Source organism: Nostoc sp. CHAB 5836 (assembly GCF_020829445.1).
Lineage (GTDB): Bacteria > Cyanobacteriota > Cyanobacteriia > Cyanobacteriales > Nostocaceae > Nostoc.
On record NZ_JAIVFV010000289.1, the window covers coordinates 1 to 4,815 of the forward strand.

Annotated in this window: 5 protein-coding genes; 2 read left to right on the forward strand and 3 right to left on the reverse strand. The window is 40.5% G+C overall.

The window, feature by feature from the left end; all coding sequences use genetic code 11:
* Window positions 1-191: 191 nt before the first annotated feature.
* Together LC605_RS30940 and LC605_RS30945 are read right to left on the reverse strand one after the other, a co-directional pair.
* Window positions 192-410, reverse strand: a complete 219-nt coding sequence (locus tag LC605_RS30940; protein ID WP_229551234.1) for a hypothetical protein — start codon at window positions 408-410, stop codon at window positions 192-194.
* A 484-nt stretch (window positions 411-894) separates the two neighbouring features.
* The gene (locus LC605_RS30945; RefSeq protein WP_229551235.1) at window positions 895-1,440 is read right to left on the reverse strand and encodes a hypothetical protein; all 546 of its coding nucleotides are present in this window, start codon (window positions 1,438-1,440) and stop codon (window positions 895-897) included.
* Window positions 1,441-1,880: 440 nt separating this feature from the next.
* Between LC605_RS30945 and LC605_RS30950 the strand changes: the two genes are divergently transcribed.
* Window positions 1,881-3,275, forward strand: a complete 1,395-nt coding sequence (locus LC605_RS30950) for an AAA family ATPase (protein ID WP_229551236.1) — start codon at window positions 1,881-1,883, stop codon at window positions 3,273-3,275.
* Between the two features lie 25 nt (window positions 3,276-3,300).
* The gene (locus LC605_RS30955) at window positions 3,301-3,567 is read left to right on the forward strand and encodes a hypothetical protein (protein ID WP_229551237.1); all 267 of its coding nucleotides are present in this window, start codon (window positions 3,301-3,303) and stop codon (window positions 3,565-3,567) included.
* On the opposite strand, the gene LC605_RS30960 is transcribed toward LC605_RS30955, so the two are convergent.
* Window positions 3,519-4,815 (reverse strand): lipoxygenase family protein (locus LC605_RS30960; RefSeq protein ID WP_229551238.1); only part of this gene is annotated, 1,297 nt, incomplete at its 5' end. The genes LC605_RS30955 and LC605_RS30960 overlap by 49 nt on opposite strands.

Sequence of the window (4,815 nt, forward strand, 5' to 3'; positions counted from 1 at the left end):
TAGGCGTAGACCACGGTAGGCATCGCTGGCTAAAAATTTGTATTTCCGACCTCAAATTTTGATGACCTTAACTTGTCACCAATGCCGCCATATTAAAAGTTAAAATTAATCTGACGTTAACAGCGTCTTTTCATGATGACTTATAAGGTGTCTTTAGGCATCCCAGAAGTCACTGAGAGCAAAGCTCAAGATTAACTTGAGCTTTGAGCATTAATATTGAAAAAATACATAGAAATTACAAAGGCTAATGTAATACCAAGCCCTTCAGACAGGGCACGTAGCCGCGCCATCAACGTGCCTGTCGTCGAGAGGGCATCGGTTGTGAAACCCACAGTATCAGCAATCAGCGATCGCAGCTTGGCATGAATCGAACCTGTAGAGGAGGAGGAATTGGACGCAGTACCCAACATATTCTGCCAAAGACCGCGAATAACAGAGGCAAGTGTACCTCGACGAAAGAGCTTTGCACCTGCTAGTGGAAGCCCAGAAATTTGAAGTGCGATCGCACTTCAAATTATTCGGTTGATTTAGGGCAGATTTAGGTGAAGATTAATTTTAAATATTTGTAAGCTTTGCTATTAAAGCATTACAGCAATATATATATCCGCTCAAGGGGCGATGACATAAGCGGTAGCAGTATAACTACATACTTAAATCATGAATCCTAATTAAAGTATATTTGGCTGTAATTGTGCCACTTATGAAGCTAATTGATATTAATTTTTAACCGACGAGCGATATTCAAATGCCAACTGTCTGCTAGCCCGCCTCAGAATGAATTTTGAGGCGGGCTAGATGAGAATGAAATAGCCCTGGGCTTTAGTGCCTAGAATATAAGGACTTTAGCCCTGACTACCAACTTGCTTGCTATAACCACCTACATTTGAAGAAATACTAGGGTAGGATGTCGATCTGAAATTGAGAATATGGATCAATCTCATTTTTTGCAGCTTCAATGGGATTTTGACCACCTGTGCCGCCGTAATTAATCCGACTCAGGAATTTACCAGTATCTGACTGTAAAGCGATTTTACCGCCGTTTAAAACTTTGACGTTAAATTGAGAAAATGGATCAACAGCATCCTTCGCAGCTTCAATGGGATTTCTGTTATTTGATGTGTAATTAATGCGACTCAGATACTTGCCTGTGTCTGCTTGTAAAGCAACTTTATTGCCATCAAAAACTGTCACTTTAAATTTAGAGTAAGGATCAATGGTATCCTTTGCAGCTTCAGCCGGATTTACGTTGCCACGATTGATGCGACTCAGGTACTTACCAGTATCTGATCGGAGGGTAATGGTGTCTCCTGTTTTGAGGCTGACTAAAGGAATGGATTGAGCAAAAGCGTTGCTAGCAAAACCAAATACCAGAGAAACTACTAAGAAAGCACAAACAAGAGGCTGTATAAAACCAGCAGTAATTTTCTTGATGACAGACATATTCACATACCTCAAGTAAAAAGGACAGAACCAAGCAAATTGTGACTTATCAAACTTCTGCAAGCCGCAATTTCACTGCTTAAGCATGATTCAGAAACAATGGGTCAATCGGTATTTGTTGGAACTTAATACAGTTTGGCTATCCAACCCAATATCGACAACCGAAGTTTAGGAACTTAAGAACGAAGTTAATATTTTATGGCTATAAATGCCCAAAACTCCTTACTAGCAAAGCTTTGCACTTCTAAAAAGTTTATGAGTAAGATGGTTAAATTCGCTTAACATCGGATAAATTTTTATATTTGTACAAAGTAACCAAAATTTTGGCTGACGATAATTTTTTGTGTATATTTATTTACTTTATTTATCAGTTTGGTAAGATATCACAGAGAGTTAGTTTCGGTAGTCATAGATGTATTCATAAATACAATAAGCTTGTGATGAATCGACAAAACCCCAGACGCAAACGTGGTGTAATTCTGACCACTGAAGGATTTCAGAAACTACACACAGCTAAATGTCAAGCAGAAAGTTGGGAAAACTCAGACCAACGTTACACTTTGGAGCAACTAAGGTTACGTACTGGCTTAGATCCAGATACGCTGATGAAAGTATTTCGTTGCCAAGTTGGAGTGGATAAGCAAACCCTCAATTGCTGTTTTAAGGCTTTTAACTTGCGACTCGAAGCAACTGATTATCAATTACCTCCCACTGGGAATTCTATGGAAAATCCAGAATTGTCAATGCCAAATTGCATTGATTGGGATGATGCACCAGACGTATCTATTTTTTATGGACGCAGAGCAGAATTGGCGACCCTGGAACAATGGATAATAGGCGATCGCTGTCGGTTAGTGACGCTGTTAGGTATGGGTGGAATCGGTAAAACTTGGCTATCCATGAAGCTGGCTACTCAAATTCAAGAACACTTTGAGTTTGTGATTTGGCGAACTCTCCGCAATGGGCCATCACTCAAAGATATGCTAGGCCATCTGCTCCAAGTTTTATCAACTGATCCATCAACTCATTTACCGGAAACTGTAGAAGGTAGAATTTCTCAGTTGATTAATTATTTTAAGAAATATCGTTGTTTGTTGATCTTAGATAATGCAGAGACAATTTTAAAAGATGCTTTGTACAACGATGATCATAGTTACTTTTGTCCAGAGCATGAAAGTTATAGCCAGTTTTTCAGACAAGTGGGAGAAACATTACATCAAAGTTGCTTGGTGCTAACCAGTAGGGAGAAACCAAATAAAATTAGGCGAATGGAAGGGAAAAAATTACCCGTTCGTGTATTGCAACTGCAAGGGTTACAAGTACAAGAAATACAGGAAATATTTAATGCCAAGGGTCACTTTTGCGGTTCCCACTTCGAGTGGAATAAGCTTATTGAACGTTATGAAGCGAATCCATTGGTATTAAATATTGTCTCCACTACAATTCAAGAGTTATTTGATGGCAGAATTGGTGAATTTCTCAAGCAGGATGTAGTAGTTTTTGGTGAGATTCAACATTTGGTAAAACAGCACCTTAACCGTTTATCAGATGTGGAAAAGCAGATTACACACTGGCTGACAATTAATTATCAGCCACTTTCATTTTCAGAATTGCGATCGCAAGTATCCACTTTAGTCTCACCACAACAATTACTAGAGGCTTTGTCAGTTCTGCAAGAGCGATCGCTGGTTCATAAAAATGCTGCCCTTTTCTCTCTGTCTCCCATAGTCAGAGAATATATAAATAACCAATTAATCGAAAATCAAATTAGCTACAGGATCAAATCTAAAGAGTATCAAAAAAACGTTCCTCAGATCATACAGATCCAAAAGTAATACCATTTTGGATTGTCAAAGAGTTATGGTTATTCCGCCCCCAGACGTTCAGTTGCGGGGAACTGACGAGAAGATGGTGGAGTTTAAAGCACTGGCTGTCGTGCATCGGCACGTTATTAAGAATTACCTGAATGTTAGTATCTCGGAAAAACTGACTCCGATTGCGATCGCACAAAAATATCTCTGGGTATTTTCTCTCCCCTCAAGCTCCCCCCAAGGTTATTTTGATAGCCCACAAGAAGCTTATCCACTTGTACTGTTAGCCATCCGGGAAGGTAGAAAACCGAGATAACATTCCTTTCGGCGTTGATTGCGTTGTTCAATGAGTTTTTCTAAACCTTTGAGACGGTCTTGCAAGCCTCTTAGAACACCAATAGCTCGAAAGTCTTGAAAACTATTCACACCGAAATCTGTAAATGCCTTGGGATCTTGCTTAGTGCCAATCACTGCCATGAGCTTAACCTGGGCGAATGTTGCCTCAACGCCAGGTAGGAAACTAGTAAGGCTATTCTCGTCCCGGATGATTCCTTTGACAGTTGGAATAGCCTGGTAGATAGCTCCTGGCATATTAGGAATAAAAGCCATGTATTGGTATTGAATCCAGGCAATAGCTGAGTGTTGTGGGCCAGCAGTAAAAATAATTTGTGTCAGTAAATCAATCAACTGGTCACGGTTAGTCAGACGGGGCGGTAGAGAGGCTACACCAAAACCTTGCTCACTAATGGGTCTTTGTAAAGCTTGTATCCAATTTTGCAGTTCAAAATCCTCACGAATATCCCGGTTGGATTTGTAGTAAATTCCCACATATTGACTAACATATTCTTCTAAGGCTTTCCAGACTAGCAACCCATCATCACGATAGGGAAAATCCCCCAGTACAGAACGGTCATCGACACCGCGCTGGCGTAAATTAGTTCCAAGAGCAAAGTTGCTGAAGTTGTTAAAAACTTCCCTAACACCTTGATTTGCAAGGTTGCGTGAGCTTTCAAGAGTGCCTCCTAAAATGATATCTACCAATCCTCCAGGATTGATCAGTACCTGATCCGCAACGGCATTGATTGCCATTGTGAACTCAAAATGGGGTTTTAGTAGCACATTCACGGGATGGCGAACTGCTAGTTCACGAACAGTAGCTAGTGCAATTGGTTCTAAAACAAGATGGGTCTGCCCCAAGTGACGTACTAACTCATGGACATAAAAATCAGCCATCTGAGCGATCAGTTTCGCCAAAGTCCAGTCCACTCCATCCATCGGTGTGCAAAGCAGACTTATTCCGGGAATTTGTCCTAATTGGATGGCAATAGGGATTAAGCACGAATCTCTGCCATTGCGATCGGCATAATAGAGGGCGATTGGGGCAGTGAGAAATTTATTCTGTTTCGGAGTAACGGTATCACTATCAAGTAATGCATAATCGGTGACAAACAGATTGCCATTTTTAATGGCACTTTTGAGAGTTTCTCTAACGTACCCTTTTCTGTATACCTTTCTCAGCACGGTTTGAAAAATCTCATTCGTTATTCCCGGAATAAGTCTGCTT

Bases quoted from the DNA above. Each gene is read 5' to 3' on its own strand.
- LC605_RS30945 (WP_229551235.1), bottom strand. From the start codon at position 1,440: ATGTCTGTCATCAAGAAAATTACTGCTGGTTTTATACAGCCTCTTGTT.
- LC605_RS30940 (WP_229551234.1), bottom strand. From the start codon at position 410: ATGTTGGGTACTGCGTCCAATTCCTCCTCCTCTACAGGTTCGATTCAT.
- LC605_RS30950 (WP_229551236.1), top strand. From the start codon at position 1,881: ATGAATCGACAAAACCCCAGACGCAAACGTGGTGTAATTCTGACCACT.
- LC605_RS30955 (WP_229551237.1), top strand. From the start codon at position 3,301: ATGGTTATTCCGCCCCCAGACGTTCAGTTGCGGGGAACTGACGAGAAG.